Origin of the sequence: Roseibium sp. (assembly GCF_965229775.1) — a bacterium.
Taxonomy (GTDB): domain Bacteria; phylum Pseudomonadota; class Alphaproteobacteria; order Rhizobiales; family Stappiaceae; genus Roseibium.
Genome location: NZ_OZ245929.1, coordinates 3,056,601 through 3,082,668 on the forward strand (window position 1 = coordinate 3,056,601; position 26,068 = coordinate 3,082,668).

Below are 26,068 nucleotides of genomic sequence, written 5' to 3' on the forward strand. Positions count from 1 at the left end.
GCTTGCATTGACTTCACGAATGCCGCAGGGAAAGAGAACTTTCCGACTCACACGGCCGCCCGTCAGACTTCATGAAGCGAATTACACTCGGTGCACTGGATTATGGTCTCGCCTTCGGCGTTGATCGCGCGTTGCGCGACCTTGCCGAGAACGGGCGGTTGAGCGCGGTCGGTGCGCTGGTGACCACCGAGCTCTGGCCGCGCGAATTCCGGCCGCTTCAGGAAGTCGCGGAAAAGGTCGGGCAGCAGACGCTTTTCGGAATCACGCTTGCCTTCAGCGGCGACAGGGTCATGCCGGTCAGCTCGCGCATGCAGGAGATTTACGGCGGGCGGATGTTCACTCGCGAGAAGTTGAACAGGCGCGCCTTCTTCCGGCTTCTGCCGGACGAACTGCTGATGGATGAAGCGATTGCCCAATTGGCGCGGTACAGCGTACTGATGCAGAGACCGCCCGATTTCGTGGCTGTGCGCGAGGGTCTCCTTGCGCGAACATCCCTGGCACGCATCGTCTTCAGGGCCGTGGAACGCTCGGATTTCGGGAAACCGCCTCTGGTGATTTCGCCGCTGCAATCGGGTTTGAAGACCCTGCGCCTGGCGCGGCTTGCGAAAAGCCACGGGCTGCCGGTTCTGCCCAGCTCGGAACCGCTGCCGCCAACCGCGGATTCCGAGGAATTACAACAGCTTTTGCTCAATCATTTCGATGGCATGAGCGACCGGAGCTTCGTCGCTGCCATTCCCGGTAAGTCGGATGACCGGCTGATGCGTGAGGAGCCGCGGAAAAAAATCGCCGTGCGCGAATGTCAGTATGAAGTCTTGAGAAGCGACCGATTTTTTCAGACCCTCGACCGCAAGAACATTTTTCTGCGCTGAGAAACGCCCGACTTCCTGCGGTTTTTTTACCGTTTGAACGAAAAAACGGCCCTGCGGGGAACAGAGCCGTTTTTCGTGGAGGTCAGGAAGGGGGGAGGGGCGGCCCCGCTTCCATGACTCTGATATAGGTATTTTTTTCTTGAACGCACGTGATGGAAATCACAGGATTGCGCGTGGCCTTAAATTTTTTGTGTCGTGAAGATCCTTGGCAGGGGGTGGGTGTGGCAGAAATAAAAGACTTTTTGAAAAACAGCTTTTCCCTGGAAGGGCTGGAGCCGGAGCTCGCTGTCGGTCTGTCCCGTCTCGCCAGACCGATGAAGTTGGCAGCCGGTACGATTCTTTTCGAAAACGGGGACCCCGGAAACGGTTGCTACGCCGTTCTGGAAGGCTCGCTGAAGGTGTCCCTTCTGTCCGTGGAAGGCGATGAGCAGCTTCTTGCCGTATTGGGCCCGGGCGATCTGGTCGGCGAACTGGCGCTCCTCGACGGCCGTCCGCGTTCGGCCACGGTCAGTGCCCTCAAGGAAGCAAATCTTGCCTTTATCGACAAGGCGGCCTTCCAGCGCTTTTCCGACGATCACCCGGCTGTCTACCGCCACATGCTGTCAATCGTCGGCAAGCGCTTGCGGCATGCCAATGACGTTCTGGCCGCGAGATCCTTCCTGCCCTTGCCCGGCCGGGTTGCCCAGACGCTGCTGCAGCTGTCCGAGACTTTCGGCAAGAAGCTGGACGACGGCCGGACGCTCATTCACTACAAGCTCAGCCAGGCGGACATCGCCAACATGGCCGGCGCGGCGCGTGAAAATGTCAGCCGGGTTCTCAACGACTGGAAGCGCTCCGGCACGATCAGCCGGATCTCCGGCTATTATTGCCTGGAAGACATGGACTTCCTGGAGCAGGCTTCGACGCTATAGGCGCGCGCAGTATCATGGCTAGCGCAGTCGCTGGCCACAGTGTGTAAAGCAGAATCGCCGATTGGAACTTATTTTACGCTGCTGTCTGGTTTCGAAAACAACGCCGAACATATGCCGTTCGGAAGGCGGCATAACTCCGTTGCGTGCCAAGTCGGGATAAAGGATTGTTTCCCGGATTTGTCGTCCCGGTTTGCCGCGTAAGCGGCAAGACCGGGAACCGGTATCCTTTGTGGTCGGAGACAAAAATGAGAATCTGTTGGTTCTTGGTTCCGGCCTTTCGCTACGCTGCAGCCGGAATGACAAGATCATCGACGGGTGATCGCACCACAAGATTCATGTCGCGTTCGTTCGGACACTGTTGGTGCTTATCCAGGTGAAACGACCCGCTGTGTTCCAGCCAATATCGTCGCCAGCGTCTGCGTGTTCAGACTGTCGAGAAAGGCCTCCGCGGCATGTGCCATGGCGCCCTTCAACGCACAGCGCGGCAGGAATGCGCAACTGGCGGCTTCGGGCTTAAGACAGGCGACGACGCCGAGGTCCGGTTCGATCAGCCGGACCACATCACCGAGCCGGATCTCCTCCGGCGACCGGCCGAGACGGATGCCGCCGCCGCGGCCGCGTGTGGTTTCCAGATATCCGGCCCGTGCGAGTTGGGCGACGATCTTCATGACATGCGATTTTGCCAGCCCGAGCTTCGTGCTCAGGCCGTCGACGGTCTGGGGGCTGTCCGTCTGGCCGGTTGCCATCAGGATTCTCAAGGCAAAATCGCTGGCCTGACTGAGGCGCATGGCAGCGTCCTAAAAAACATTCATCTGAGATGTTGATTTTAGTGCCTGTTTGTGTAATTTAAAAGATGTATTTAAGATGAATGTTATGGAGGTTTCGATGGAAGCCCGGGGTTTGAACGCTGACAGGTACAGGCTGAGGCCGCGCACGGACGCCAGGACGGGCGATCGTCTGCGCCGCTACGAGGCCGTCGACGAACAGGCCATTCAGGTGATGGTGCACACGTTTTACGGCTGCATTCGCGAACATCCGCGTCTCGGTCTCATTTTCAACGGACGCCTGGACGGCAAGTGGGATGAGCATCTGCCGAAGATGGAAGCCTTCTGGCAATCCGTGCTCCTGAAGAACGGGGCATACAAGGGCAAGCCTGTTCCGGCGCATCTGAAGCTCAAGGAAGTGGTCAGTTCCGACTATGGCGAGTGGCTGTCCGTCTTCCGCCCTGTCGTGCGTGAACTGTTCGTGCCCGAACTGGCCGATGAGATCGTGGCGGTCGCGGAGCGGATCGCCCAAAGCCTCTGGCTGGCCACGTTCGGCCATGCCGGGTCCTCACCGCCGCAGAGTCTCACCTCGCAACAATCACAATGGAGTGGATCATGCTGGTAGCGATCGTTCTTGTTGCCGAAATCCTTGTCGTCGCCTGGTTCGCGATTTTCTCGCTCATGCTTCTGTCCATGTATCTGGACTCCCGGCAGATGCCGGTGCCGAAGATCGACGTCGCCGGACGCACGCTGATCGGGAGCGCGAAACTCGCCTTTGTCACGGGGCTCGTGGCGCTCGGCGCACTGACCGTCTTCGAGTTGCCGGTCTTCGGTTAAAAGGAAAACAAAATGACCTTCTCCAAACTCATGCCGCGCGGCCTGCCCATTCTGCTGATCTGGGTCGCAGCACCGCTTCCTCTGTGGATCATGGCAATTCTGATGTTGGTGATCTGACAGGAAACCCTTGTGATCCGTCCGGCTGCCGTTAGTCTTTTCCCGAAAGAGAACGGAGGGGTGCGGCGTGAGCGACGAAACTGACAAACCCAGCGGTGAGCTGACGCTGCGAACCATGGCCATGCCGGCGGACACCAACGCGGCGGGCGACATTTTCGGCGGCTGGGTGCTCTCCCAGATGGACCTGGCGGGGGGCATCGCCGCCGGCCAGCGCGCATCGGCCCGGGTCGTCACCATTGCCGTCGACGGCATGAAGTTCATCAGGCCGGTCCATGTCGGGGATGTTCTTTGCGTCTACACCGATATCATCAGGGTCGGAAACACCTCCATGGAAATCAAGCTGGAGGCCTGGGCCCTGCGCCATCGTTTCGGTATCCGCGAGAAGGTGACCGAAGCGCAGTTCACCTTTGTCTGCGTGGATGACAACGGTCGTCCGATACCGGTGCCGAAATAGGCCGCTGCCTGTCCTTCAGCTCCGGCGGTTCAGGATATCGGCGAAAAGATCCTCGTCGACGGCACAGGTACATCCGTTTGCCCAGAGCCTGAGCAGATCTTTCAGGCGTTGCACGCGCTGTTCCTGCGACAGCGGCGCCTTGTGCCGCGGCAGACCGCCCAGAACCCGCAGGCTCCGGATGCGCATCATCACGCAGTTCTCGGCAGCTTGCTGCCACACGGCCAGATCGGCGTGCGACGCATGCGCCGCCAGGTGATCTTCAATGAGAACTGCCGCGCGTCCCGCGATAGGCTCCTGATACAAAAAATCCTCCATCGGTTTCCCGAGGAGGACTGGCGCATGCAATCAAACCGCTTCGTTGCCGAATGGCCTCTTTGAGGTTCCAGACGACCGCATCCCTGTTGCGGAAACCACCTTGCCCGGTCTGGCAGGTTGGCGAGGGCGCCAGCCCTTCTCTTGATGATGGCGCGGTTATGACATGAGACAGCGGGCTTGGCAAGCCGGACAGAAAAAGTTGATGTGCCCGTCAGGACTGGATGCGGTCATAGTCGACCCGGCCATCGACGAGATGAACCCGGCGCTGCATGCGCGCGGCAAGATCCATGTCGTGCGTGACCGCGACCACCGTCGTCTTTTGCGTTTCCACGATGGCCTGAAGGCTCTCGAACACCTGCTCGGTTGACGCGGAATCGAGACTGCCGGTCGGTTCGTCCGCCAGGATCAGGTCGGGGGAATTTGCGAGCGCGCGCGCAACGGCGACCCGCTGCCGCTGTCCGCCCGAAAGCTGCGCCGGCCGGCGATGCAGAAAGTCTTCCAGTCCGAGATCCACGAGCAGCCCGGTCGCGTGCTCGAGCTGGTCCTTTGCGGAAAGACGTCCGAGTTTCTGCATCGGGATCATGATGTTCTCCAGGGCGGTGAACTCCGGCAGGAGAAAGTGGAACTGAAACACGAAACCGATCTTCTCAAGGCGCATCGACGCCATTTCGCCCGAGGTGAGATCCGCCGTCGGGCAGCCTTCGATCAGCACTTCGCCGGATGTCGGCCTGTCGAGCAGGCCGAGCAGGTAGAGCAGCGACGACTTGCCGGAGCCGGACGGGCCGGTGATGGCGACAAACTCCGACGTCCCGACGCTGAAATCAATATCCTCAACCAGCGTGACCGGAACAATTGCGGGCAGAATGCGGGTGAGGCTGCGGGTCTGCAGAAGCGGCTCGGCACCAGGTGCCGCCTGAGGCCGGGCTGCGCTCATGTCGCCCCCCGGATGATGTCGACGGGATTGAGTTTTGCGGCTTTCCTGGCCGGAATGAGCCCCGCGATTCCGGACGAGAACAACGCGAGAAGGCAGGCAAGGACATAGTGCACATACGAGAAGTGGATCGGCAGCCGGGTCATCTCAATGTCGGTCGTGACCTCGAACTTGACCGTGGCGAGATAACTTGAAAGCCCGAAGCCGAGCAGGCACCCGGCCATCGCCCCGAGAATGCCGATCACCAGGCCCTCGAGCACGAAGATCTGCTGGATGTCGGTTTCGGGAAAACCGAGCGACTTCAGGATTGCAATGTCCCGGGCCTTTTCATGGACGATCGTGGACACGATGTTGAAGATACCGAAGCCGGCAACCACGAGGATGGCTCCGACAACTGTGTACATGATCGCATTGCGCACGACGAAGGCTTCCATGAGACCTTCATTGGCCTCTTCCCAGGAAATGGCCTTGTAGCCCAGCTGACGCTCGGCACGTGCCGCGATCTCGGTTGCGTCGTTGATGTCGGCAAGCCTGACCGAAATGCTGTTGATGATGTCCGGTTTTTCCAGGAGGATCTGCACCGCCTTGAGCGGCGCATAGGCCAGGCCCTCGTCGCTTGTCGTGATGCCCGTGTGGAACAGCCCGACGATCTTGAAGCGTTTCGCGAGACCGTTTGCCGATGTCAGCGTTACCGTATCGCCTAGTTCGGCACCGAGACGCTCCGCGGCCTTACGTCCGATCACCAGGCCGTTCGCGGTCGAATCGAGCGCTTCGAAACTGCCGGTCCGCATGTCATCCCGGATCTTGGAAACCTTCAGTTCGCGCTTCGGCACCACACCAACCAGCGTCATCCCAATATCCTGTCCGCTGTAGCGCAGCACGGACTGCCCGCTCAGCCGTTGGGCGAAGTCGCCGTCGACCCACTCGCGCAGCGAGGCGATCGCCTCGGTCGGATTGCGGATGCCGCGCAGGTCTTCGAGGGGCCGGAGACCGTGGAAGGCAACCGCGTCGTAAATGGCGGTCGCGGGCTGTTCGGCCGGATTGCGTTTCTCGTCCAGAATTTCGACATGCGGAATGGCTTCGATCAGGGTTGTCATGAAATCTCGTTGCGAGCCTTCCATGAGACTGGCCATGGCGACCGAAAAGCCGACACCCAGCGCAACGCCAAGCGTGGAAACAATGGTTTGCCGCAGTCGGTTGCGGACATGCGTCGATGCGATCCGGAGAAGCAGCACTACCTGTCTCCTTCGGCGTTCGGGCTGACCTTGTCTCCTTCCGATAGATCTTCCAGGAACGGGAAAACAATCTGGTCTTGTTCGCTGACACCTTCCAGCACCTCGACCGTTCTCGTGCCGCGAATGCCGGTCTTGACGTCCACTCGCGAAATCCGGTTTTTGTCTTTCAGGACCTGCAGGACCGATCCGTCAAAGGCTGCGAGCGGCAGCAGTAGGGCGTCGTCCTTTTCGCGGGTGACAATGTTGATTTCCGTGGTCATTCCGATCCGCAGCAGCGTGTCGCGGGGAAGTTCGAGATAGACACGGTAGTTCTTGAGAACTGGATCGCCCTTCGGGGTGATGCTTGCGACCGTTGCCGTGAGCATCTCGTCCGGGAATGCATCGGAACGGATGAGCGCCTTGTGGCCTTTGCGGACTTTCGGAATGTCCTCTTCGTTCACTTCCGCAACCAGCTGCAAGGGCAGGGGCTGCCCGATCCAGAATAGGATTTCGCCTGGTTCCGCGACTTCGCCAACGGACCCGTCCTGACGCAGAACGACACCGTCCATGGGCGCGGTAATCAGGTAGTCCCGGAGCCGTTCCTTCTGGGCCGCGATCATGGCGTTGATGCGGATCACCTCGTTCTGCGCCTTGTCGTAGACCTGCTGGCTCACGACACGCCGGTCCAGCAGCTGCAGGGTGCGCTCCCGGTCTGATTGCGCGAGCTCGCGGCGCGCTTCCAGCTCCGCGAGCGTCGCGCGGGCGTCGCCGCTGTCTAGCTCCGCGAGCTGGTCGCCCTGGCGGACCTCCGCGCCCTCGCAGCCGCAAAGCGAAATGATGCGCTCGCGAATGATGCTCGTGACCTTCGCCCACCGGACAGGCTCGACCACCGCGGTGGCATATACGACCTCGGCGGCACTCCCCCGGTGCGGCCGGATAACGTTGACCTCCGGCGGCCGGCTGGCCCACCAGTATGCGGCCGCGATCGCGGCAGCGAGCAGGGAAAGCAGCACAGGAAAGCGAAGTGAACGCATGTGGCATCCGTGTGTGTTGTCACGACATGAGTCGTCTCAGTCCGAAACACGCTCCGGCGATTGCCACCAGGGAAGGCATGTTTCAGGATCATCACACTAGGGTCTGCCGTCACAGCGTCCATGTCATGGATCAATTCCGACCCATTGCGGCCCGGTTTACCTGGAAACGGGTCTTGCGAGGGGATCCCGGGTGAATGGACTTGTTATTCCGGGAAGGCCGGAAACCAGTAACCACTGGTTCCTCCGTCTCCTTTTTACCTCTGGCCGCGGGGAATACTGGATCCCGGTCTTGCCGCTCGAACGGCAAACCGGGATGACAAAACCGGGAAACAATTCCGAACTATGGCTCGCGTTCGCGGCTGGCGTTCAATAATGCGGTGGTTTCTCGACGTGATGGGCGGGAAGAACCTGCTCCGCCAGCTCCTCCACCTGGTCGGTCATCTTGTCCACCAGGCGCCTCAGGCGATCGATCTGCTTGCCCTGTTCCACGACCACGCCGTTGAGATCCTCGATCGTGCGGCCCGCATGCGCCAGGTCGATTTCAAGTTGCTCGATCCGTGCTTCATGATCTGTTGGCATGGAACATCCCCCTGTCTTGTGTCGGGCGCCGGTGATACAGGGCGAAACGGGTCCCGAAAACAAATTTATTCATCGCAACATGCCGATGGGTTTAATCGCGCTGCGTGAGTGCTATATGAGCAACGGGATCCCCGCGCCACCTGCAGGGGCACAACGAAAGAGATTTTCATGACCGCCTTGTCCGATTTCCCGATCACCAAGAAATGGCCAGCAATGCACCCAGAGCGCCTCCAGCTCTATTCGCTGCCGACGCCGAACGGGATCAAGGTCTCGGCAATGCTCGAGGAAACCGGCTTGCCCTACGAGCCCCACAAGGTCGACTTCGGGACGAACGATCAGCTGACTCCGGAATTCCTGTCGCTCAATCCCAACAACAAGATCCCCGCGATCATCGATCCGGACGGCCCCGGCGGCAAACCGCTCGCACTTTGGGAATCCGGTGCGATCCTGATCTACCTGGCAGAAAAGACCGGGAAACTGATCCCCTCCGATCCGGGCAAGAAATATGAGGCGATCCAGTGGGTGATGTGGCAGATGGGTGGTTTCGGCCCGATGACCGGGCAGCTCGGCTTCTTTCACAAGTTCGCGGGCCGCGAATATGAAGACCGCCGTCCGTTCGAACGCTACCGCGACGAGGTCAAGCGCCTCTTGGCCGTGCTCGACCAGCAGCTTGATGGCCGTGACTACATCATGGGCGACCAGTTCACGATCGCCGATATCACTTCCTGGCCGTGGGCGCGCAACATCAACGGGTTCTACGAGGCGGCCGACGTCGTCGGCTACCACGATTTCAAGAATGTCGTCCGGTGGGTCGACACCTGCATGACACGTCCTGCCAGCCAGAAGGCGATTAACATTCCGGCCCGTGACTAGGTACGGCACACGGCGCGGTCTCTCCGTATTCGCGGAGAGACCGGCAAAAGCAATCAACCGAAACAGTCATGTATCCAGACCTGCCGCGTCTCGACCGTCTTCTGGTCGCCCGGAGGTGGCGTGCGCTCGATCTGGAAATAGATGACGAAGTTGGAAAGCGCAGCCACGGCCGTCATGCGGTCCGGCCAGTCCCGGCAAAGGTAACGGGCATAGTTGAGAGCGAGGACCTGCGTTTCGTCTTCATAGGACTGGTCCTCGAGATTCGACAGGAACTTGCGCCACCGGTAGTTCGCATAGCGTCGCGAAACGATCTCCGGCTTTTCGAAATCGGCCAGACCGGTCCTGCCGTTATAAACGTCCGCCATCGTCCCGTCCGCAAGTTCACCTTCGATCACCGGCCAGGGGCTCGTCATTTCCGGATAGGGCGCAAACATGGTCCAGTTCTGGTAAAGCCCGAGTGCCTGTCGTACGCCGATGAACTGAGCGGGCAGCGTCAGGCCGCTTGCCGGAACGGTCGATATGTTCTGTACGGTAACGAACACGAAGGCGGCTGCTGCAAGCATCTGCGTGACGGCACCGAAGCGCGGTGGCCGGTCGCACCACGGCAGCGCGAATGCCGTAACGCGCGAGAACGAGGACCGGTTGCGCCCGACCCAGTCATAGATCCGGTCACCGGGTTTCCGGAAGACCTTGAGGCCCAGAAGCGTCCCGAGCGGAAACAAGACCGGCGAAATCGTGATCAGCCTGCTCAGCGCGTCGAACTTGAAGTGGCGGTCGTTTCCGACGGTCAGAACCCATGAATTGCGCGCTTCGAGCTCGGGTCCGATCTCCGCATCGTCCTGCGCGGGCCGGACGGGCGTTGCGGGAAGGAACAGAAACACCTTCAGGATCTGGCACGTTTTCTCGCAGAAATCGCAGCCGCGATCGAACCAGATGGCGACGGGCCTGTCCGCGCGTGCAGGCATGAGGCGCGCGAGGCTGTCCCACATCCAGCCCGGCATGAAGGTCAGGTTCATGATGATCGAGATGAACGGAAAGAAGCCGATCTCGAGGAAGAGCGCGAACGACAGATGCATGGTGATGAAGGCCAGCATCAGCACCGTTCGGAATGTGCGGTGAAACAGCGGTGAGAAAATCAGGATCGGGCCGACCAGTTCCAGCACGTAGACGTAGAAGGTCAATCCCGTCAGGAGACCCTCGAATTGCCGGAACCAGAGAGCGAACGGCGTGACCAGATAATCGAGCTGCAGCGCGTAGTAGACGGCCGTGCCGTCCTGCGTCCAGATAGGGTGCGTCTTCAACAGCGCGCTGAAGAAGTACATGGACATGCCCTGCAGCAGCAGGGCGGCGGTTGCGATCGTGCAATAGGCGTTTCCGGTGAAGACAGGCCGCCGCGACAGGGCGGCATCGATCGAATAGCGCGCGCCAAGCGGCAGAAACATGGCCCAGAACAGCAGCATCAGTGCAAGATTGTCCTCGCCGGACAGGATGAACGTGTTTCTGTTTTGCAACGACAAAAGCAAAGCCCAGGAAATCACGGTCATCAAGCGGGTGCGCCAGCCGAGCATGAGCGCAAGGGCGGCAAGTCCGGCCACGAAGAACAGCAGGGCCTGGAACCAGGCTGATCCGTTTGCCAGGTGGAACGACCACGTCGTGGCGTAAAGATGCTCGATCTGCACGCTGCGCGGCATCACACCGGCGTCGGTATAGTGGGCGACGAGGTCGCGTGCGCGCATGAAAAGATCGATCAGGATCCACAGGCTCAGCAGGACACGGAACAGCGCCAGCGTGCGAAGATCTACTCCGAAAACCGTCCTGATGGATGCCAGTCTAACCGCCAAGAGACACACCGCTTCTGGGCATGTCGAAACATGCCATGATCTTGAAACACCGCAAAAAATACCGAAGTTTCGTAAAGATTTGGATTAGGGGCCGTACCCGAAGGCATTCGCGGCAAACGACGGCGTTTCTGCAGAAAATCATATTGAAGGAGCAAGGATGCGGGCAATCAGTCGAACACGTGGCGGCCTTGTCCGGTTTGTCGCAGTGGCGCTTGTCGCAGTGATCTTTGCCACCGCTGCCGTCGCCAGGAACACCGGAACAGGTCCGTTCTACGCCTACGAGACGCTCTACTACGAAAACCTGACGAGGCGCGAAATCACGAGGGTCCAGCAACGCTTGCGTCTCGACGAGCCGGCTGCAGCCATTGTTGCAACCAGTCTTCAGGAAGATGGCTGGTTCAACGAACCCATGCTCGAAAGTCCGGTCCCGATCCACGACGGCGCGCTTAACACGGCTGCCCCCTCTAACGGGGAATGGCTGGAAGCCGCAGGCACGGGCGTTCTTGCCACGACCGTCAGTATGGCGATCTTCTATCTCGGAGGCGTACGCTTCGACTGGGCATGAGGGACGATCGAGGCGCTCCTAGATCAACCGGGCGAGTTTCTTCAGTGCGGGCTCATTCAGAAGCGCTGCTGCTTCTTCAGCCGGCACCCACCGCCGGTTCCGGTGATTTTCCTCCCACGCTCCCTCCTGCAGGACCCGGCTGACCTCCATGGCGTAAACGGCCACATCGCAGGTCGCTCCCCATTTCTCGTAGCGATAGAACCCGAGCGGTTCGTCGCCGGTCGAGCCTTCCACACCGGCTTCCTCGCGGGCCTCGATCATGGCCGACCGCGCCGGGCTCAAACCGGGTTCGATAATTCCCTTTGGAACGACCCAGTGGCGGCCGCTGCTGGACCCTATGATCAGAACTTCCGTGCCCGCCTTCGTTCTTCGAAAGGGAATGACCGCCGATTGGGTGTAGTAGTAGGCTGGTCTTGGTCTGCGCTCGGGTCCGTCCGGAGACGGATGGGGAAAGAGGTCCGGCAGATCCCGTGGGTCGACGCATTCGCGCAAATTGGCGCGGCCCGCCCGAGTTTCTACAATCAAAAGCGCGCCGGAAAGGGTTTCAATCTCAAGTGCCAAATGGGTTGCCAAGGCCTTGATACGTTTCGGGGCGGCAACGAGGAGCACACGGTTTTCGGCCGAAAGCGGGGGGAGGCGCCCTTCGGACAGGTCTTTCGAAGCTTTTATGCCACCCGCCGTCCAACCAGCCGCCTTCAAAGCTTTTTCTGCCGTTACCTGCGCGCGGTTCGCAGGTTCGGTTAGGACGGCATCCGGGCGCAGGCCTTTCCGGCCAAGCCAGCAGCCGATTTTCTGCGCCTGCCGTTTGCCTTTCGTGCGCAGAGGGCAGGCGGTCTTCGCGCCCGTCCACGTCTTGTCACGCGCACCGGCGCATAACAGCAGCAATTCCATATCCGTACCCTGGCGGCCTGTCATGCATGGATGGTACCGGGTCGCCGCAGCCGTGTCATGACCACCGAATTCGGCCGGGTTTGAAAAAAATGCGGCAAATGTCCATCGGGCATCGCCCCGTTCGTCATGTGAGTGAAGGCAATGTCGCCTTTGCTGATTTGACAGGAGATGGAAATGACGATCTGGACGATCCTCGCAGGCGGTGCGGGCGTGGTTGCGCTGCTCGGTGCCGGGACGCTGTTGCTGCCGAAAAACGTGCATGTGGAGCGCCATGCCAAGATTGCGGCATCACCGGAAACCATTCTGGAGCTGGCGGCTTCGAACCACGGATATCAGACATTCAACCCGTATCTGACCTCCGATCCGGCGCTGAAAATCAAACCCTTCGGACCGGATACGGGCGTAGGGTCCGGCTTTCACTTCGACGGCAAGGAAGGCAAGGGCACCCAGACCGTCGCCAGGGTGACGGAAACCAGTGTGCGCTACGACATCGATCTGGGCCCGATGGGCAAACCGGTGCAGGAAATCTCCGCGCAAGGCATGCCCGACGGTACGAAAGTCACCTGGACCATGGATATGGATCTCGGCTTCAATCCGGTTGCCCGCGTGTTCGGGCTATTCCTCGACGGTATGGTGGGCAAGAGCTTCGAGCAGGGCCTTGACAACCTGGCCTCCGCCACCTGATCAGATTGAGACAACAAGGATTTTGAACATGCGTTACACATTTCTGCTTTACACCGACCCGGCCGATCTTGCCGGCATGACACCGGAAGACTGGGCCGCCGAAAAGGAGGTATATGGAGCCTATATCGGAGCCCTGCAGAAGGCGGGTGTTTTCGTGGATACGGACTGGCTGCAGCCGGTTGAAACCGCCACGACGCTCTCCTTGAAAGGGGGCAGCTGGCAGGTGCAGGACGGACCGTTTGCCGACACGAAGGAAACGCTCGGCGGGTTTTTCGTCATTGACGTGCCGGATCTCGATGCGGCCATGGCCTGGGCTGAAAAGTGCCCCGCCGCCAAGACCGGAAAGGTCGAGATCAGGGCCTCTGCGATGGGCTCGGTGTGACGGACGCTGCGCGCGCAGCCGAACTGGCTGCGCGGGACAGCTACGGACGCCTCCTGGCGCTCCTGTCGGCGCGCACCCATGACATCGCGCTGGCGGAAGATGCCCTGGCGGATGCCTTTGCCAAGGCACTTGATCACTGGCCCTCGAAGGGTGTTCCGGACAAGCCTGATGCATGGCTGCTCACCACGGCCCGCAACACGTTGACCGACTGGCAGCGAAAGCAGCTGCGTTTTCCGAGCGAATCTGAAATTCCCGATATGCCCGGCGATGATCGAACGGAAGAGGGCCTGCCTGACAAGCGGCTGTCGCTGCTGCTGGTATGTGCCCATCCGGCGATCGCGGCTGATTTGCATGTTCCGCTGATGCTTCAGACCGTTCTCGGCATGGAAGCCAGGATCATCGCGCGATTGTTCCTGATTTCGCCCGCTGCGCTCGCCAAGCGCCTGGTCCGTGCCAAGGCCAAAATCAGGGACGCGGGTATTCCGTTCCAGATCCCGGAGGGGGCCGTTCTGGAGGAACGCAGCTCCGCCCTGTTTGAAGCGCTTTATGCGCTGCATGCTCATGACTGGCTGGACCCGGCTGACACGCTGGGTGACGAGGCACTCTATCTTGCCGATCTCTCCAGCCGCCTGATGGCAGATAATCCCGAGGCTCTTGGCCTGGCGGCGCTTATCGCCTTCAGCCATGCAAGAGCCGGGGCGCGGATCATGGACGGCATGCTGGTGCCGACCGGTGAACAGGATGTTTCCCTCTGGCGCGACGACCTCATCGCCTACGGCAACCGGCAGCTGACCCGCGCCTATGGCAAATCAGCGGTCGGAAGGTTTCAGATCGAAGCGGCAATTGAAGCCGTTCATGTTGCGCGAAAGGACACCGGCCAGACTGACTGGCAGGCGTTGAACAAGCTCTATTTCGCGCTTCAGCAACAGGCGCCGTCTGCCGGCGGACTGGTTGCGCAGGCTGTCGTCACCGGCAGGCTGCACGGACCGGCCGCGGGATTGCGGGCGCTCGAGATTGCAGAGGCGCAGGCCGGAACCGGCTTCCAGCCGCTCTGGGCGGCTCGGGCAGACCTCAACGCGGGGCGCGGCAACCGCGAGGCGGCGTCACGCTGCTATGAAAAGGCAATTTCCCTCGCAACCGATTTGCCGACGATCAATCTTCTGCGCGCGCGGTTGGCTGCTTTGGCATAACGCCGGGGTGTTCACTCGACACGCGGATTGGACCAGTCATTCGGCCTGAACGGGGTTTGCAGCGCACGCTCCACCAGTTGCAGGTGATCCTGTCCGTAGAACGGATCGCCGTCGACGACATAGGTCGGAGACCCGAACAGCGCTTTCGAGACCGCCCATTTCGTATTTTCCTGCAGCCTCTCCTGGACTTCCTGCGAGGCGGCTTGCGCAAGATGCGCCTCGGGGTCGAGCCCGAGTTCGCTCGCAATCGCCTTGAGGGCGGTCACATCCGACAGGTCGACGTCGTCGCGCCAGTGCGCTTCCATGAGCCGGTGCGCCATCCTGTCGGTGCTGGAACCTGTTTCGCCCAGGGCGATGATCATGCCCGACGCGATGCTGTAGTCGGCGTCATGCTGGCTCGGCCGGTGGTTGATGATCGGGACGGAGCGGAACTCCGCCCACCGTTCGATCTCCCGCCCGAAGAAGTAGTCGACATGCTGCTGTGTCCGCTTGCGGAAGGCGGGACTGCGCTGTGCTTCGACCACGGGCGAAAGGAGGACAGGCCGATGAACCAGAACGGCTTCATGGTCCGAACAGATCCGCAGGATCTCGGCCGAGCCGAGATAGGCAAATGCGGAATGAGCGGAATAGACATATTCGACAACGGACATAACGCGCTTTCTCGATCTTCGGTGAAAAGGTCTGCTTCGGTGCGGATGTGAGGAAAACTGTGTGTCAGCGCTCGACGCGGGCCAGCGCGAGACCGACGCCGGCGCCTATGAAAAGCGCGCCGGTCAGTCTGTGACGAAGGCGCCCCAATTGCAGGACCAGCGGCCGGGAGATATTCGCTGCCGCCACCCAAAGGAGATCACCGAAAAAGACGATCGTGAGATAGACGGCTGCTGCCGTTGCCATGTGGGCCGCAGTCGGCACGTCGCCGGTGAACTGGGGCAGGAAGGCCGCGATGAAGACAAGCGTCTTCGGATTGGCAATTGCAAGGAACAGGCCCTGGAAGAACAACCCGGTCAAGGTTCCTCCGGTTGCCTGAACCTGGTCCGCATCGTCAATTCCCTGACGCCAGGCGCGGACGCCCAGATAGATCAGATAGACAACGCCAACCCATTTCAGCCCGGCGAGCGCGCTTGCAGCAAACTGAAGCAGGGCGGAAAACCCGAGCACGACAATCACGAGCTGAACGCCCACGCCGATCGTCGTTCCGACCACCGTTGCGCAACCGTAGCGCGGGCCGTGGGCGAGCGTGTTCGCAACAAAAAGTGCCACGTTGGGTCCGGGGATCAGGACGAGCACGGCAGTCGCGGTCGCCAGAAGAAGGAGAGAAGCAGGGTCCATGCGCTAGCTGTAACAGACTGGGGACAGACAGACAAAGAGCGCGGCATGCAAAAAGGGCGGCCCTTGAGCCGCCCTTTCCGTAAAGCTTTTGAGCTGGGGCTTCTTAGAAGCCCATGCCGCCCATTCCGCCCATGTCGCCACCCGGCATTGCCGGCGCTGCGTCTTTCTTCGGCAGCTCGGCAACCATGGCTTCGGTGGTGATCAGCAGGCCGGCAACGGAAGCTGCATCCTGCAGAGCCGTGCGGACAACCTTGGTCGGGTCGATGATGCCGGCTTCGATCATGTTGACGAACTCTTCGGTCTGCGCGTTGAAGCCGAAGGTGTCGTCGTCGTTTTCCTGGATCTTGCCGACCACGATGGAGCCTTCGACACCAGCGTTTTCAGCGATCTGACGGATCGGAGCTTCAAGAGCACGCAGAACGATCTTGATACCGGCTTCGATGTCGGCATTGTCGGAAGACAGCGCGGAGACTGCTTTCTTCGCACGGAGCAGGGCTGCGCCACCACCCGGTACGATGCCTTCTTCGACAGCCGCACGCGTTGCGTTCAGAGCATCGTCGACGCGGTCTTTCTTTTCCTTCACTTCGATTTCGGTCGCACCGCCAACGCGGATAACGGCAACGCCGCCTGCGAGTTTGGCAAGACGCTCCTGGAGCTTCTCGCGATCGTAATCGGAAGTGGTTTCCTCGATCTGGGCCTTGATCTGACCGACACGGCCGTCGATGTCTTCCTTGGAACCGGCACCGTCAACGATGGTGGTGGTTTCCTTGGTGATCGCAACTTTCTCGGCGGTGCCGAGCATGTCGAGGGAAACGTTTTCCAGCTTGATGCCGAGATCTTCGGAGATCACGGTACCGCCGGTCAGGATGGCGATGTCTTCGAGCATGGCCTTGCGGCGGTCGCCGAAGCCCGGCGCCTTGACAGCTGCGATTTTCAGGCCGCCGCGCAGTTTGTTGACAACGAGGGTTGCCAGCGCTTCGCCTTCGACGTCTTCAGCGATGATCAGGAGCGGACGGGAAGACTGAACGACAGCTTCCAGGATCGGCAGCATGGCCTGCAGGTTGGAGAGTTTCTTCTCGTGCAGCAGGATGAAAGGCTTTTCCAGGTCCGCCAGCATCTTGTCGGCATTGGTGACGAAGTAAGGGGACAGGTAGCCACGGTCGAACTGCATGCCTTCTACGACTTCGAGTTCGGTTTCCAGGGACTTGGCTTCCTCGACGGTGATCACACCTTCGTTGCCGACTTTCTGCATGGCTTCAGCAATGTCCTGGCCGACCTGAACGTCGCCGTTTGCGGAGATCGTGCCGACCTGGGCAACTTCTTCGGACGTGGTGATCGTCTTGGAAGCGGCTTCCAGAGCCTTGACGGCTTCAGCCGCGGCCATGTCGACGCCGCGCTTCAGGTCCATCGGGTTCATGCCGGCGGCAACGGATTTAGCGCCTTCCTTGACGATGGACTGGGCCAGAACGGTTGCGGTTGTCGTGCCGTCACCAGCGATGTCGTTGGTCTTGGAAGCGACTTCACGCACCATCTGTGCGCCCATGTTTTCGAACTTGTCTTCCAGTTCGATTTCCTTCGCAACGGAAACACCATCCTTGGTGATGCGCGGTGCGCCGAAGGCCTTGTCGAGAACGACGTTACGGCCTTTCGGGCCGAGCGTTACCTTGACGGCATTTGCGAGGGTGTCGACACCACGGAGCATGCGCTCACGTGCGTCGGAGGAGAATTTTACTTCTTTAGCAGACATAGAGTCGTCTCACCTAAATTGGGAAGTTGAAGAGATCAGGAGCGGTTCGCTGTCGGATTAAGCGATCACGCCCATGATGTCGGATTCCTTCATGATCAGGAGGTCTTCACCATCGATCTTGACTTCGGTGCCGGACCACTTGCCGAACAGAACGCGGTCGCCGGCTTTGACATCGAGCGCAACGATTTCGCCGTTGTCTTTGCGGGCGCCGGTGCCGACGGAAATGATCTCGCCTTCCTGCGGCTTCTCTTTAGCTGTATCCGGAATGATGATGCCGCCGGCGGTCTTCTCTTCGGAGTCGACGCGGCGAACTACGACACGGTCGTGCAGTGGACGAAATGCCATAAGACTGTTTCCTCTCATGAGCGCGCCCCACGCAATTGGCAGCGCGCGAGACATGATTATTGGGTTGACTGAAGCAGGAATGCGTCATTCCCGCTGCACGCTAGCACTCCCTCAAGGCGAGTGCTAACAGCGCCATGGATTTATGCAGCGGCGCCCGTTTTGTCAATGCTTTGTGACGAGAATTTAATCCGGAGATCCGGCCAAATTGCCTGCCGCCGCGACCCGGCGACGCGGTTGCGGCGGTACGGACCGGTTTCCGGCCCCCTGTTGCCCGCTCGACGCGCTCAAGCCCTAGTTGGGATCGGCGATGGTGAATGGCAAGGTAAAACCGGCTTCTTTTCCGTCGGTCTGGTCCTTGAAACGCGTTTCGAGCTCGTATTCACCGGCCGGAAGCCCGCTGAACTGGAACGAAAGTGCCGCGGCAAGCTCGCGCTGCTTCGACCGGCCTTCGCCGGAAAACTCCGCGAAATTCTCCTGTTCGGCCAGCACCTGCCCGGAGGAGTTGAGTAGCCTGTAGCTCGCGGTGAGGTCGAAGGCATAAACGCCATCCGTTTCCGTGAAGGCGTAGCCCACGGGTTCGGCGTAGATCGACATCACTTCGTCGTCGCGAAAAACCGATCCGCTGCGCGGTGAGTACTGGCCGTAAGCCGTTCCGCCATCCTGGGTGAAGGTCGCAACCAGGAAGGCAAGGCCGTTTTCGGTCCACGCGGCGTCATAAGCGCCCTGTGCCGTGGTGAAGGCTGCGGCGGGGGTGGCAATGGTGGGGGATTGCGCAAGTGCGGAACACGTCCCGGCAACGACGCCCGTTGTCACGAGGAGAGCGGAAATGGCCTTTCGGGATATCCGATTGTTGCGCAGCATGTTCACTTTCCGGAACACCTTTTAGTCTTGTCGATTCTTGGCGAATTTTTGCCGATATAGACTGACTTAAGGCGTTACACAAGAAAATGTGTGCGATGCAGTAAACAATAGCCGGTTAAATGCTGCGCGCTGTCCAGGACTGCCGTTTGCGGTATATGGTGGACGGGCTGATTTCCAGTGCCGCGGCAGCCATCGCGATGTTGCCGTCAAAGGCGTCGAGCGCATCCTCGATGATTTTGCGCTCCTGCGCCCACAAGGGTTCGATGGCACCGAACGGCCGGCTTGGCGCGCTGATGCGCGAGCGTTCCCTGGAAAGGTCGATGACGGCATTCGGGCGGCCGCTCTGATCGCGGATGACCATCGGCAGCATGTCGAACGTGACCGCTGCGCCTTCGTTCATGACGACGATCTGCCGGACGGTGTTTTCAAGCTGCCGCACGTTTCCGGGCCAGGAATAGGACAGGATCCGCGCCTCGGCATCCGCATCGAACCCCTTGAAACTCCGGCGCTCTTCGGTGGAGTACCGCGTCAGGAAGGCTTCCGCCAGGGGCAGGATGTCATCCCGGCGTTCTCTCAGGGGCGGCAAGTGGATCGGCAGCACGTGAAGCCGGTAGTAGAGGTCTTCGCGGAACCGGCCGGCGGTGATTTCCGCAACCGGGTTTCTGTTTGTCGCGCAAATGATGCGGGCATCGACCTGGCGGGATTGCGTGTCGCCCAGACGCTGGAACGTGCCGGTCTGCAGGAACCTCAGCAGCTTGCTCTGCAGCATGAGATCCATTTCACCGATTTCATCAAGAAACAGCGTGCCGCCGTCGGCCTGCTCGGCGGCCCCGGTCCGGTTTTCCGTGGCACCGGTGAAAGCGCCCCGCATGTAGCCGAATATTTCGCTCTCGATCAGGTCGCGCGGGATCGCGGCACAGTTCAGCGTGACGAACCGGTTCGGATTGCGCTCCGACAGGTCGTGAATGGCATTTGCGCACAGTTCCTTGCCCGTTCCGGATTCACCGGTGATGAAGACCGGGGCCTGGGAAGGCGCCATGCGGGCGATCTGCTCGTGCACATCGCGCATCTGGACGGAGACGCCGATCAGTTTGCCGGTACCCGGTGTTTCGGCCTTTGTGGCCGGCGCCGGTGGAGCCTTGGAAGGCTGGCGATCAGGTGTTCTGCTCACGTCCGAGGGGGCACTCGCCTCGACTGTCGGCGCATCTGGCACCGGTCTGCGCTGCTTCAGCTGAAACGAGATCTTTGATGCAAGTGCATCCAGGGAAAAGGGCTTCGTCAGGAAATCGTGCGCTCCGGCGCGCATCGCACTGACGGCGCGCGAGACGGACCCCTTGGCCGAAACCGCCATGATCACGGCTTTTGGACATCTGACGGCATAGGCCTCCAGAGCTTCGTCGCCGCCGATCGTTTCCAGGTCGATGATGAGAATGTCGGTTGACTTGTCCGCAAGATCCTGGAGGCAGGAGGCGGAGTCCGTATAGAGAATTGGATCGGCGCAAGAGGTGGACAGTTTTGCGCAAACAGCAGAGGTGCGTGCGGCTTCGGAAGCCGATGCATCAAGTACACGTACAATCACAGGCAACGCATTGCCCTCATTACTCCCCATCGCTGGGCAACTCCCATCACTAGATCTGGGTCAGACGGACATCGAAAGATTCGTCATCCTGATAATTCTCAGAACAGGGTAAACAAAGCGTTGTCAGATGATGCAATTTGCAGTTTTTGCTGAGTTATCTCGCCAAGATTGCGAGTTGTTAAGCAAAAACCGGGTGTCAGAGCGAGCCCGCCAGCAAGCCGGCAAGAAAGCATGCCAGGGCCAAGGCGAGCGCGACTGGTAACGAGACGTTCTTGCGGAACAGGGGTTGGGCGGTGGGGCCGCTCAACGGCTGCACTTCCTTGTAGGTGCGCAGGGGCGAGGTTTCGATGTCTCTCTGTTCCGGGTCAATGTGGCGTGTCCCGGAAGCGTCCGCGTTTGCCGGCATTTCGGACGAAGCGAGTGCATCGCCACTTCCCTGTGAAGCCGACATGGTGGCGATATCGTGCGAAGGCGAGGGACCGTCCTTGTCGATCACAGGTTGCGGGATCGCCTCGAACTCCGGGGCGTAGCTTCCTTTCGGAATGACGATGCGCACGCGTTCGGACGCTCCGGTACCCGCGTAATACTTCGCCAGACGGCGGCGCAGCCGCGCGGCCTCGACGCGTACAATCGGATCGGTGACAGGATTGAAGTCCTCGGAGCGCCCCAGCGCTTCCACGGCAATCGTGTAGCCCTTTATCTTTTCCTGATTGTCCTCCAGCGCCGCGTGCACGATGAAGTCGAGGAAAGACCTGAGCTGCGGTGCGGAGCGAAACTCGGGGCTCTCGAGCGCGCTGACCAGGGCGGCCCTCACGCTTTCATCGCTGCACCCGGGACCGTCGCTGCGCTCCACGGGAGCGGTTTCGATCGCGCTGGATTGGGCGAGCGGGCCGGTTTCGGCCTGTTCGTCCTGGTCTCTTCGATCTGTGCGATGACGTCCCGTGCGGGCGGCGGCGTGCATTCCAGTCCCCTATGGTAACCGGTTCAAAAGCACCACGACAAATTGCCCTAACGTAATTTTAACCGACTTACAGGTGATTGCAAATCCCTAAATCCGCAGCGTCACGTGCCGTCTTCAAGATGGAGCAAGTATGAGCTCCGTCTTTGAATTTACGCGCAAACCCGATTGTCAGCGCCTTTGGTTGTGCTTAGTCGGGGACAAGTCACGCATTTCGCACCGGAAACGGGCTTGCGGATTCGGAGTGTGCCAGATCTTAAGGCATGATTGACCGGTAATTTTGATTCGGGTCGGAACTCTCAGACACCATGGGCCGGACGGGGACCATCTTTGTAGCAATATGCATGGCCATTATCGCACTGTCGTCCGCGACGGTGCTGATATTCCAGTTCGGGCGGCCATTCGGCGAAGCGGTGTCCCTGTCGCTTGCACTCATGTGCACGATGATCCTGATCCACCTGCTGGTCGGCCGGGCCCGGGATCGCGGCGCGGTCAGCGAAGCGGTCGATCGCCTCGAAGACCGGATGGCGGATCTGGACGAGGATGTCGGTAATCTGGAGGGACGGTTGACCGGCATGGAACACACCATGCCTCGCAGAACGCGTGCCGAGATGGACCCGCTCTTCGCGGAAGTGGAGGTTTTGGGAACCCTGGTGAAGCAGATGGCCGAGGCCATGTCGGACCTTGAAACCCGGGTCGAAGACCAGCAGGCGCTGGCACCACCGCCTCCGGCACCATCCTTGCCGCACTATCCCCAAACGCAGCCGGACATGCGCGCTCAGGCATTCGCACAACCCCCGGCCTTTTCAGCCCCGCCGCACGCCACCGCCGCGCCGCCTGTCGCCGTGCCGCATGCCGGGCAGCAGCAGACCCCCGGTCAGCCGCCAGCCATGCCTGCCGAACCGCCGCACTGGCATCACGGCCAGGTCCAGGCCGGTGAAAGCGCCGCGCAGGCCGACATGGAGGCCTGGGACCGCAAATACGGCGTTACTCCGGTCGCGGCGGCCGGGCCCGCGCCTGTCCCCTTCGGAGCCGGTTCGCAGGCCGGACGCGAGGCTGGTCCTGAAGACGATTTCCCGTTCGCTGACACCGGCTCGGCCGCTGCCGATCAGCCGAAACCGAACCTGGCCATGCGGGAGCTGATCACTTCCGCCCTCAATGCCAATCGGGTTGAACTTTTCCTGCAGCCGATCGTGACCCTGCCCCAGAGGCAGGTGAAATACTACGAAGCCTTTACCAGGTTGCGCGACACCGAGGGCAATGCGGTCGAGGCAAGCGTTTTTCTTCCCGAAGCCGTTCTTTCCGGGCAGATCTCGCGTATCGACAGCCTGCTTCTGCAACGGTCGCTGCAGGTGATCAAGCGGCTGACGTCGCGCAATCGGAATGCGATCCTGTTTTGCAACATCTCTTCGGCGTCCCTGATTGATGACGCCTTTTTCCCGAGCTTCCTTGAATTCGTCCAATCCAACCGGGCCTATGCCGACGTGCTCGTGTTCGAGTTTTCCCAGACCGATGTCGCCGCAATGGGTGGCATCGAACTTGAAAGCCTGAATGCGCTCTACGAAGCCGGTTTCCGGTTTTCCATCGATCGCATCAGCGACATGAAGATGGATTTCAACTCGCTCGCGGGCCGGGGCTTCAAATATGCCAAGTTGCATGGCGACTATCTGATCGGCAGGCGCGAGGCCAACCACGGTCACATTCATCCGTCGGATTTCGGCGATCTGCTGCATCGCTACGGAATGGAACTGATCACCGATCACGTGGAGACGGAGTCCCAGGTCCTTGAGCTTCTCGACTATGACGTGAAGTTCGCCCAGGGCAACCTGTTCTCACCGCCGCGCCCGGTCAGGGCCGAAGTCCTGCAAGGCACGGCGGCGCCGGGCCCGGCGCGAACGGCGGCCGGGTAGATCCCGAAACCGCCGGGGCAGCCTGACGAGCGTGCCGTCGCTATGGCATTCTTCAGATCAGATCTGCTCCATGCCGACCGTTACGATCGTCGGCGTCTGCTCGGCGAGCAGCCGCTTGGCGACACGCTGCACATCTTCCAGCGTCACTGCCTCGATCTCGCTGTTGCGGCGGTCGAAATAGTCGATGCCGAGATCGGCATTCTGCAGGGCGACCAGCTGGCGTGCGATCTTGCCCGAGGTATCGAACCGGAGCGCGTAGGAGCCGGTGATGAAGCGTTTCGCCGCGTCGAGTTCCTCTTCCGTCGGGCCGGTCGTCGCCATGCGCTGTAGCTGATCCAGCATCACATCTACCGTTTCGCCGGCGCGGTCCGACTTGGTCGCCGCCGAGCCGATCAGCAGTCCCGTGTGCCGGTAGGGCGACAAGGAAGTGCTTGCACCGTAGGACAGACCGCGTTTTTCCCGGACTTCCTGATACATCCAGGACGTGAATGTTCCGCCGCCGAGGATGTGGTTCATGACATAGGCGGCCTGGTAGTCCGGATCGTCGCGCTTCAGGCCGGGCAGGGCCACCAGGATGGTGGTCTGCGGCACCTCGAGTTCCCGGTGCAGGTTCGAACCGGTCCGGGGCATGAGTTCTGCCACTTCTGCAAGGTCCGAATCTTCCGGAAGGGATGCGAAAACCGTGTCCAGCATCTGGGCGAGCGTGTCTGCGTCGATGGCACCGACGACGCCGATTTTCAGATCGCGCCGCGACAGGATCTTCTCATGCTGCGCGCGCAGATCGTCCGGGTTGAGCGCTGCCATCGTATCCACAGTCCCCATCGTCGGACGGGCGTAGGGATGATCGCTGAACATGAAATCGGCAAGCTGACGTCCTGCAATCGCATTCGGGCTGCTTTCGTTACGCCTGATCTGCGTCGTCAGCTGCACTTTCATGCGCTCGACCGGATTGTCGTCGAAACGTGGCTCGTTCACGGCCAGAGACAGAAGCTCTGTGGCCTGCGGCAGCATCGGTTTCAGGGTGCGCAGGCTGCCATAAAAACGGTCTCTGCCGGCACTGAAGCTGATGCTGACGGCCAGTTCTTCCAGCTTGCCCTGGAAATCCTCGGAGCTGAGGTCGCCGGCCCCTTCATCAAGGGAGGCGGCAAGGAGGCGCGTCAGCCCCTCTTTTCCGGCGGGATCCTGTGTCGTGCCGCCGTCAAAGGAGAAATTCAGGGCAATGATCGGGACGGTGTGATCCTCGACCAGCCAGGCTTCTATACCCTTGGGACTGACAACCTTTTCGACCTCAACTGCATGAGCAAGGCGGGTGAATGCCAGCAACGTGATGAACGTTACGGCAACGAGCGACGCCGTCGCGTGAAGTACTCTGTTTTGCATCATCTATCAGGACTTGTCGTTGATATTGGTTGCACTTGTCAGGGCCGCTTCCGGCTCGGTCGGGTTTTCAAATCTGAGTTCGCCATAGACCGGCGTTCCGGTGAGGTACTTGCGGGCAGCGTCCAGCACGTCCTGCGCCGTGATCGAACCGATCTGCGCAGGCCAGCTCTGTACATCCGCGATGGTCTGGCCGGTCGTCAGCGCGCTGCCGAACAGGCGCGCAAGGCCCGACTGGCTGTCCTGGGCATAGATCGCGCTCGCGATCATGCTGTTCTTTGCCCGCGCGACTTCGTCATCGGTGACGCCTTCGTCGAGCAGTTTCTGAACCTCGACGGATATCAGGCGCTCCATCTCTTCAAGCGTATGACCGGGGCGTGGCGCCGCATAGATGCCGAAGCGGCCGTCATCGAGAGCGCGGCTCTGATAATAGGCGCCTGCACCGGTCGCGACCTCCTGGTCGAGCACCAGGGACTTGTGCAGACGGCTGGAGGGACCTTCTCCCAGAATATAGGACAGGATATCCAGCGCTTCGGGCGTTTTGCCTTCGCCTGTGGTCTGGCTGGGTACCACCCAGGTCTGTGAGATGGATTCCTGACGCACCCTGGGGTCGGACACCGCAACGCGGCGTTCGCCTGATAGCGGCGGCTCGGCCGCCCGGATCCGTTCTCCCGGTTCGGCGCGCCGCGGAACCTTGCCGTAGGTCTCTTCCGCAAGTTTGCGGACATCGTCAACGTCGACATCGCCGGCAATCACCACCACGGCATTGTTCGGCGTGTAAAAGCGGTTGTAGAAGTCGATCGCGGCATCCTTGTTCAGTGCCTCGATTTCGCTTTGCCATCCGATGACGGGAGAGCCATAGGGATGGTTCACGAACGTGATGGCGCTCATCGCCTCGCGCAGCCTCGATCCCGGTTCGCTGTCGACACGGCTGCGCCGCTCCTCGAGCACGACGTCGCGTTCCGGATCAACCACCTCGTCGGTCAGGACCAGGTTTTCCATGCGGTCCGCTTCCATCTTCATCATCAGCGGAAGGTGTTCCTTCGCGACTTTCTGGAAGTAGGCCGTGTAGTCCAGGCTGGTGAAGGCGTTTTCCTGTCCGCCGCGTTCGGCGATCATCTTCGAAAAGGCACCATCGGGATGGGCACGGGTTCCCTTGAACATCAGGTGCTCAAGGAAATGGGCGACACCCGACTGGCCTTCCGGTTCGTCCGCCGATCCGACCTTGTACCAGATCATGTGCGTGGCGACCGGTGCGCGGCGATCCGGGATGACGATCACTTCCAGACCGTTTTCAAGTCTGAAGCTTTCAAGGTTCGGAGCGATGACGATGTTGCTGGAAAAGAGGGGCTCGGCTTTGGCCGGCGTCGCCGGGACCATGGCAGTGGTTCCAAGCAAAAGGGCCGGCAACAAGAACAAGCGGGCCGAGACTTTCAGTCTGTGTGAAATCGTTGGGTGAAGCTTTTTATGCAATGGGTTCACGTGCAACTCCCGTTCTGGCCTGAAACAAA

28 protein-coding genes and 1 riboswitch are annotated in these 26,068 nt (G+C 60.5%); of the genes, 11 read left to right on the forward strand and 17 right to left on the reverse strand.

Annotated elements, in window-relative coordinates; all coding sequences use genetic code 11:
- The first annotated feature begins 71 nt into the window (after nucleotides 1-71).
- Nucleotides 72-869, forward strand: a complete 798-nt coding sequence (locus tag ACO07N_RS13850; protein WP_421981580.1) for a ChbG/HpnK family deacetylase — start codon at nucleotides 72-74, stop codon at nucleotides 867-869.
- A gap of 221 nt (nucleotides 870-1,090) precedes the next feature.
- On the forward strand, nucleotides 1,091-1,780 hold the full coding sequence (locus ACO07N_RS13855; protein WP_319385995.1) for a Crp/Fnr family transcriptional regulator: 690 nt from the start codon (nucleotides 1,091-1,093) through the stop codon (nucleotides 1,778-1,780).
- 365 nt (nucleotides 1,781-2,145) lie between these two features.
- Here the strand turns inward: ACO07N_RS13855 and ACO07N_RS13860 are convergent, their stop codons facing one another.
- On the reverse strand, nucleotides 2,146-2,568 hold the full coding sequence (locus tag ACO07N_RS13860; RefSeq protein WP_421981581.1) for an RrF2 family transcriptional regulator: 423 nt from the start codon (nucleotides 2,566-2,568) through the stop codon (nucleotides 2,146-2,148).
- 97 nt (nucleotides 2,569-2,665) lie between these two features.
- On the opposite strand from ACO07N_RS13860, the gene ACO07N_RS13865 reads away from it, so the two are divergent.
- From ACO07N_RS13865 to ACO07N_RS13875, 3 genes are all read left to right on the forward strand, one after another.
- Nucleotides 2,666-3,169: a group III truncated hemoglobin gene (locus tag ACO07N_RS13865; protein WP_421981582.1), complete on the forward strand. Its 504-nt coding sequence runs from the start codon at nucleotides 2,666-2,668 to the stop codon at nucleotides 3,167-3,169.
- The gene (locus tag ACO07N_RS13870; RefSeq protein WP_421981583.1) at nucleotides 3,160-3,381 is read left to right on the forward strand and encodes a hypothetical protein; all 222 of its coding nucleotides are present in this window, start codon (nucleotides 3,160-3,162) and stop codon (nucleotides 3,379-3,381) included. The genes ACO07N_RS13865 and ACO07N_RS13870 overlap by 10 nt, the downstream gene beginning before the upstream one ends.
- Before the next feature lie 232 nt (nucleotides 3,382-3,613).
- Nucleotides 3,614-3,952, forward strand: a complete 339-nt coding sequence (locus ACO07N_RS13875; RefSeq protein ID WP_421984428.1) for an acyl-CoA thioesterase — start codon at nucleotides 3,614-3,616, stop codon at nucleotides 3,950-3,952.
- A 15-nt stretch (nucleotides 3,953-3,967) separates the two neighbouring features.
- Here ACO07N_RS13875 and ACO07N_RS13880 read toward each other — a convergent pair whose 3' ends face one another.
- From ACO07N_RS13880 to ACO07N_RS13900, 5 genes are all read right to left on the reverse strand, one after another.
- Nucleotides 3,968-4,255 carry a hypothetical protein gene (locus ACO07N_RS13880; RefSeq protein ID WP_421981584.1) on the reverse strand — a complete coding sequence of 96 codons (288 nt, stop codon included), beginning with the start codon at nucleotides 4,253-4,255 and terminating at the stop codon, nucleotides 3,968-3,970.
- A 41-nt stretch (nucleotides 4,256-4,296) separates the two neighbouring features.
- Nucleotides 4,297-4,420: riboswitch (SAM-I-IV-variant riboswitch) on the reverse strand.
- A 58-nt stretch (nucleotides 4,421-4,478) separates the two neighbouring features.
- Nucleotides 4,479-5,201: an ABC transporter ATP-binding protein gene (locus tag ACO07N_RS13885; protein WP_421981585.1), complete on the reverse strand. Its 723-nt coding sequence runs from the start codon at nucleotides 5,199-5,201 to the stop codon at nucleotides 4,479-4,481.
- Entirely contained in the window at nucleotides 5,198-6,433 is a 1,236-nt protein-coding gene (locus ACO07N_RS13890) for an ABC transporter permease (RefSeq protein WP_421981586.1), read from the reverse strand. The genes ACO07N_RS13885 and ACO07N_RS13890 overlap by 4 nt, the downstream gene beginning before the upstream one ends.
- Nucleotides 6,433-7,446 carry an efflux RND transporter periplasmic adaptor subunit gene (locus ACO07N_RS13895; RefSeq protein WP_421981587.1) on the reverse strand — a complete coding sequence of 338 codons (1,014 nt, stop codon included), beginning with the start codon at nucleotides 7,444-7,446 and terminating at the stop codon, nucleotides 6,433-6,435. The genes ACO07N_RS13890 and ACO07N_RS13895 overlap by 1 nt, the downstream gene beginning before the upstream one ends.
- A 366-nt stretch (nucleotides 7,447-7,812) precedes the next feature.
- Complete coding sequence (locus ACO07N_RS13900) at nucleotides 7,813-8,025, reverse strand: SlyX family protein (RefSeq protein WP_421981588.1); 213 nt, start codon at nucleotides 8,023-8,025, stop codon at nucleotides 7,813-7,815.
- A gap of 168 nt (nucleotides 8,026-8,193) precedes the next feature.
- On the opposite strand from ACO07N_RS13900, the gene ACO07N_RS13905 reads away from it, so the two are divergent.
- Nucleotides 8,194-8,898: a glutathione binding-like protein gene (locus ACO07N_RS13905; RefSeq protein ID WP_421981589.1), complete on the forward strand. Its 705-nt coding sequence runs from the start codon at nucleotides 8,194-8,196 to the stop codon at nucleotides 8,896-8,898.
- A 53-nt stretch (nucleotides 8,899-8,951) separates the two neighbouring features.
- Here ACO07N_RS13905 and ACO07N_RS13910 read toward each other — a convergent pair whose 3' ends face one another.
- Nucleotides 8,952-10,739, reverse strand: a complete 1,788-nt coding sequence (locus tag ACO07N_RS13910; protein WP_421981590.1) for an HTTM domain-containing protein — start codon at nucleotides 10,737-10,739, stop codon at nucleotides 8,952-8,954.
- Nucleotides 10,740-10,896: 157 nt separating this feature from the next.
- On the opposite strand from ACO07N_RS13910, the gene ACO07N_RS13915 reads away from it, so the two are divergent.
- Entirely contained in the window at nucleotides 10,897-11,304 is a 408-nt protein-coding gene (locus ACO07N_RS13915; RefSeq protein ID WP_421981591.1) for a hypothetical protein, read from the forward strand.
- Nucleotides 11,305-11,322: 18 nt separating this feature from the next.
- Here ACO07N_RS13915 and ACO07N_RS13920 read toward each other — a convergent pair whose 3' ends face one another.
- The gene (locus tag ACO07N_RS13920; RefSeq protein WP_421981592.1) at nucleotides 11,323-12,195 is read right to left on the reverse strand and encodes an NUDIX domain-containing protein; all 873 of its coding nucleotides are present in this window, start codon (nucleotides 12,193-12,195) and stop codon (nucleotides 11,323-11,325) included.
- A gap of 174 nt (nucleotides 12,196-12,369) precedes the next feature.
- Here ACO07N_RS13920 and ACO07N_RS13925 point away from each other — a divergent pair, with 174 nt between their 5' ends.
- The 3 genes from ACO07N_RS13925 to ACO07N_RS13935 are packed head-to-tail and all read left to right on the forward strand — an operon-like array spanning nucleotide 12,370 to nucleotide 14,451.
- The gene (locus ACO07N_RS13925) at nucleotides 12,370-12,879 is read left to right on the forward strand and encodes an SRPBCC family protein (RefSeq protein WP_421981593.1); all 510 of its coding nucleotides are present in this window, start codon (nucleotides 12,370-12,372) and stop codon (nucleotides 12,877-12,879) included.
- A gap of 28 nt (nucleotides 12,880-12,907) precedes the next feature.
- Nucleotides 12,908-13,261: a YciI family protein gene (locus ACO07N_RS13930; RefSeq protein ID WP_421981594.1), complete on the forward strand. Its 354-nt coding sequence runs from the start codon at nucleotides 12,908-12,910 to the stop codon at nucleotides 13,259-13,261.
- Nucleotides 13,258-14,451, forward strand: coding sequence for an RNA polymerase sigma factor (locus ACO07N_RS13935; RefSeq protein ID WP_421981595.1), 1,194 nt, complete (start codon nucleotides 13,258-13,260; stop codon nucleotides 14,449-14,451). The genes ACO07N_RS13930 and ACO07N_RS13935 overlap by 4 nt, the downstream gene beginning before the upstream one ends.
- 11 nt (nucleotides 14,452-14,462) lie before the next feature.
- Here the strand turns inward: ACO07N_RS13935 and ACO07N_RS13940 are convergent, their stop codons facing one another.
- From ACO07N_RS13940 to ACO07N_RS13970, 7 genes are all read right to left on the reverse strand, one after another.
- On the reverse strand, nucleotides 14,463-15,101 hold the full coding sequence (locus tag ACO07N_RS13940) for a 2-hydroxychromene-2-carboxylate isomerase (RefSeq protein WP_421981596.1): 639 nt from the start codon (nucleotides 15,099-15,101) through the stop codon (nucleotides 14,463-14,465).
- Nucleotides 15,102-15,165: 64 nt separating this feature from the next.
- Nucleotides 15,166-15,780 carry a LysE family translocator gene (locus ACO07N_RS13945; RefSeq protein WP_421981597.1) on the reverse strand — a complete coding sequence of 205 codons (615 nt, stop codon included), beginning with the start codon at nucleotides 15,778-15,780 and terminating at the stop codon, nucleotides 15,166-15,168.
- A gap of 103 nt (nucleotides 15,781-15,883) precedes the next feature.
- On the reverse strand, nucleotides 15,884-17,527 hold the full coding sequence (groL, locus tag ACO07N_RS13950) for a chaperonin GroEL (RefSeq protein WP_421981598.1): 1,644 nt from the start codon (nucleotides 17,525-17,527) through the stop codon (nucleotides 15,884-15,886).
- 57 nt (nucleotides 17,528-17,584) lie between these two features.
- Nucleotides 17,585-17,872, reverse strand: coding sequence for a co-chaperone GroES (gene groES / locus ACO07N_RS13955; RefSeq protein WP_306141045.1), 288 nt, complete (start codon nucleotides 17,870-17,872; stop codon nucleotides 17,585-17,587).
- 291 nt (nucleotides 17,873-18,163) lie between these two features.
- Complete coding sequence (locus ACO07N_RS13960) at nucleotides 18,164-18,733, reverse strand: hypothetical protein (protein WP_421981599.1); 570 nt, start codon at nucleotides 18,731-18,733, stop codon at nucleotides 18,164-18,166.
- Nucleotides 18,734-18,848: 115 nt separating this feature from the next.
- Nucleotides 18,849-20,342 (reverse strand): sigma-54 dependent transcriptional regulator, encoded by a 1,494-nt coding sequence (locus ACO07N_RS13965; RefSeq protein ID WP_421981600.1) that lies wholly within the window; start codon nucleotides 20,340-20,342, stop codon nucleotides 18,849-18,851.
- A gap of 166 nt (nucleotides 20,343-20,508) precedes the next feature.
- Complete coding sequence (locus tag ACO07N_RS13970; RefSeq protein WP_421981601.1) at nucleotides 20,509-21,273, reverse strand: hypothetical protein; 765 nt, start codon at nucleotides 21,271-21,273, stop codon at nucleotides 20,509-20,511.
- Between the two features lie 341 nt (nucleotides 21,274-21,614).
- Between ACO07N_RS13970 and ACO07N_RS13975 the strand changes: the two genes are divergently transcribed.
- The gene (locus ACO07N_RS13975; RefSeq protein ID WP_421981602.1) at nucleotides 21,615-23,180 is read left to right on the forward strand and encodes an EAL domain-containing protein; all 1,566 of its coding nucleotides are present in this window, start codon (nucleotides 21,615-21,617) and stop codon (nucleotides 23,178-23,180) included.
- A 57-nt stretch (nucleotides 23,181-23,237) separates the two neighbouring features.
- On the opposite strand, the gene ACO07N_RS13980 is transcribed toward ACO07N_RS13975, so the two are convergent.
- Complete coding sequence (locus ACO07N_RS13980) at nucleotides 23,238-24,560, reverse strand: M16 family metallopeptidase (protein ID WP_421981603.1); 1,323 nt, start codon at nucleotides 24,558-24,560, stop codon at nucleotides 23,238-23,240.
- Nucleotides 24,561-24,566: 6 nt separating this feature from the next.
- Nucleotides 24,567-25,937: a M16 family metallopeptidase gene (locus ACO07N_RS13985; protein ID WP_421981604.1), complete on the reverse strand. Its 1,371-nt coding sequence runs from the start codon at nucleotides 25,935-25,937 to the stop codon at nucleotides 24,567-24,569.
- Between the last annotated feature and the right edge of the window lie 131 nt (nucleotides 25,938-26,068).

Excerpts from the sequence above, each read along its gene's own strand:
- ACO07N_RS13850 (WP_421981580.1), top strand. The coding sequence starts at position 72 with ATGAAGCGAATTACACTCGGTGCACTGGATTATGGTCTCGCCTTCGGC.
- ACO07N_RS13860 (WP_421981581.1), bottom strand. The coding sequence starts at position 2,568 with ATGCGCCTCAGTCAGGCCAGCGATTTTGCCTTGAGAATCCTGATGGCA.
- ACO07N_RS13865 (WP_421981582.1), top strand. The coding sequence starts at position 2,666 with ATGGAAGCCCGGGGTTTGAACGCTGACAGGTACAGGCTGAGGCCGCGC.
- ACO07N_RS13870 (WP_421981583.1), top strand. The coding sequence starts at position 3,160 with ATGCTGGTAGCGATCGTTCTTGTTGCCGAAATCCTTGTCGTCGCCTGG.
- ACO07N_RS13875 (WP_421984428.1), top strand. The coding sequence starts at position 3,614 with ATGGCCATGCCGGCGGACACCAACGCGGCGGGCGACATTTTCGGCGGC.
- ACO07N_RS13885 (WP_421981585.1), bottom strand. The coding sequence starts at position 5,201 with ATGAGCGCAGCCCGGCCTCAGGCGGCACCTGGTGCCGAGCCGCTTCTG.
- ACO07N_RS13895 (WP_421981587.1), bottom strand. The coding sequence starts at position 7,446 with ATGCGTTCACTTCGCTTTCCTGTGCTGCTTTCCCTGCTCGCTGCCGCG.
- ACO07N_RS13900 (WP_421981588.1), bottom strand. The coding sequence starts at position 8,025 with ATGCCAACAGATCATGAAGCACGGATCGAGCAACTTGAAATCGACCTG.
- ACO07N_RS13905 (WP_421981589.1), top strand. The coding sequence starts at position 8,194 with ATGACCGCCTTGTCCGATTTCCCGATCACCAAGAAATGGCCAGCAATG.
- ACO07N_RS13915 (WP_421981591.1), top strand. The coding sequence starts at position 10,897 with ATGCGGGCAATCAGTCGAACACGTGGCGGCCTTGTCCGGTTTGTCGCA.
- ACO07N_RS13920 (WP_421981592.1), bottom strand. The coding sequence starts at position 12,195 with ATGGAATTGCTGCTGTTATGCGCCGGTGCGCGTGACAAGACGTGGACG.
- ACO07N_RS13925 (WP_421981593.1), top strand. The coding sequence starts at position 12,370 with ATGACGATCTGGACGATCCTCGCAGGCGGTGCGGGCGTGGTTGCGCTG.
- ACO07N_RS13930 (WP_421981594.1), top strand. The coding sequence starts at position 12,908 with ATGCGTTACACATTTCTGCTTTACACCGACCCGGCCGATCTTGCCGGC.
- ACO07N_RS13940 (WP_421981596.1), bottom strand. The coding sequence starts at position 15,101 with ATGTCCGTTGTCGAATATGTCTATTCCGCTCATTCCGCATTTGCCTAT.
- ACO07N_RS13945 (WP_421981597.1), bottom strand. The coding sequence starts at position 15,780 with ATGGACCCTGCTTCTCTCCTTCTTCTGGCGACCGCGACTGCCGTGCTC.
- groL (WP_421981598.1), bottom strand. The coding sequence starts at position 17,527 with ATGTCTGCTAAAGAAGTAAAATTCTCCTCCGACGCACGTGAGCGCATG.
- groES (WP_306141045.1), bottom strand. The coding sequence starts at position 17,872 with ATGGCATTTCGTCCACTGCACGACCGTGTCGTAGTTCGCCGCGTCGAC.
- ACO07N_RS13960 (WP_421981599.1), bottom strand. The coding sequence starts at position 18,733 with ATGCTGCGCAACAATCGGATATCCCGAAAGGCCATTTCCGCTCTCCTC.
- ACO07N_RS13965 (WP_421981600.1), bottom strand. The coding sequence starts at position 20,342 with ATGGGGAGTAATGAGGGCAATGCGTTGCCTGTGATTGTACGTGTACTT.
- ACO07N_RS13970 (WP_421981601.1), bottom strand. The coding sequence starts at position 21,273 with ATGCACGCCGCCGCCCGCACGGGACGTCATCGCACAGATCGAAGAGAC.
- ACO07N_RS13975 (WP_421981602.1), top strand. The coding sequence starts at position 21,615 with ATGGCCATTATCGCACTGTCGTCCGCGACGGTGCTGATATTCCAGTTC.
- ACO07N_RS13980 (WP_421981603.1), bottom strand. The coding sequence starts at position 24,560 with ATGCAAAACAGAGTACTTCACGCGACGGCGTCGCTCGTTGCCGTAACG.
- ACO07N_RS13985 (WP_421981604.1), bottom strand. The coding sequence starts at position 25,937 with ATGGTCCCGGCGACGCCGGCCAAAGCCGAGCCCCTCTTTTCCAGCAAC.